General features: G+C 64.0%; 1 protein-coding gene. It reads right to left on the bottom strand.

All coding sequences use genetic code 11. The annotated features are described in order from the left end of the window. Positions 1 to 51: 51 nt before the first annotated feature. On the bottom strand, positions 52 to 831 hold the full coding sequence (locus BU204_RS37820) for a transposase family protein (RefSeq protein WP_083661998.1): 780 nt from the start codon (positions 829 to 831) through the stop codon (positions 52 to 54). Positions 832 to 895: the final 64 nt, after the last annotated feature.

Raw genomic sequence — 895 nt, 5'->3', positions numbered from 1 at the left:
TAAGGGCTGTCACGTAAATGATCTTCTTGTTGTGGCTGGGTCGGGTTCTGGTCAGTCGGTGAGTGTGATGTTGTGGAGGTGGGCGATTCCGGATACGGCGTCGACGAGTGTGCTGGCGGCGCGGCGGTAGTCGCGGAGGGTCTTCCAGCACTTCATGCGGGCCAGTGTGTGCTCGACGCGGGCGCGGATGGTTCGGTGGACGGCGTTGAGCTCTTCTTTCCATTCGGGTAGTTCGGTGCCGTCGCGGGGCTTGCGGAACGGCATGATCACTTCTGGGTTGCCTTGATAGCCGCCGTCAGTCATCACCGGCCGGTTCGCCAGCTGGTCTTTCATGCCGGAGGTGCGGTAGACGGTGGTGTCGTTGCGGTTGCCAGGTTGCGGTTCGCCGGTGGCGATGACCAGCCGGGTGTCGGCGTCGATCGCGATCTGCACGTTGGTGGAGTAGCGGTAGTTCTTCGACGGCGCTGCCAGGCGGTGGTCACGAGTTGGCACGAGTGTTCCGTCGACGATCGCGACCGAGTCGATGCGGCGTTTGCGTACCGGCGCCAGCGTGAGCAGCGGCCCGATGGTGTCGATCACCCGGTGTGCCGCAGCATGCGAGACGCCGAACAGTGGCCCGATCTGGCGCATGGTCAGGTTCGTCCGCCAATAGACCGCGACCAGCAGAACTCGGTCTGCCAGCGGCAACGCCCACTGCCGACCCGGCCGCCCATCCGCGATCTCCTCGCCACCACGTTCGGCTACCAGCCGCACGAGCTTGCGGAACTGACCTGGTTCCAGCCCTGTGAACGGGGCGATCCACTCCGACCTCGACGCTGTGATCACCTGCACCACAACAAGATGATCAACTATCGGCTGAGCAGCCCGACACCGGGGGTTACGTGACAGCCCTTAG

It is taken from the genome of Actinophytocola xanthii (assembly GCF_001921205.1).
In the GTDB taxonomy this organism is placed as follows: Bacteria; Actinomycetota; Actinomycetes; order Mycobacteriales; family Pseudonocardiaceae; genus Actinophytocola; species Actinophytocola xanthii.
The sequence above is the reverse complement of the archived record's forward strand: the minus strand, read 5'-3'. Positions and strand labels throughout refer to the sequence as shown.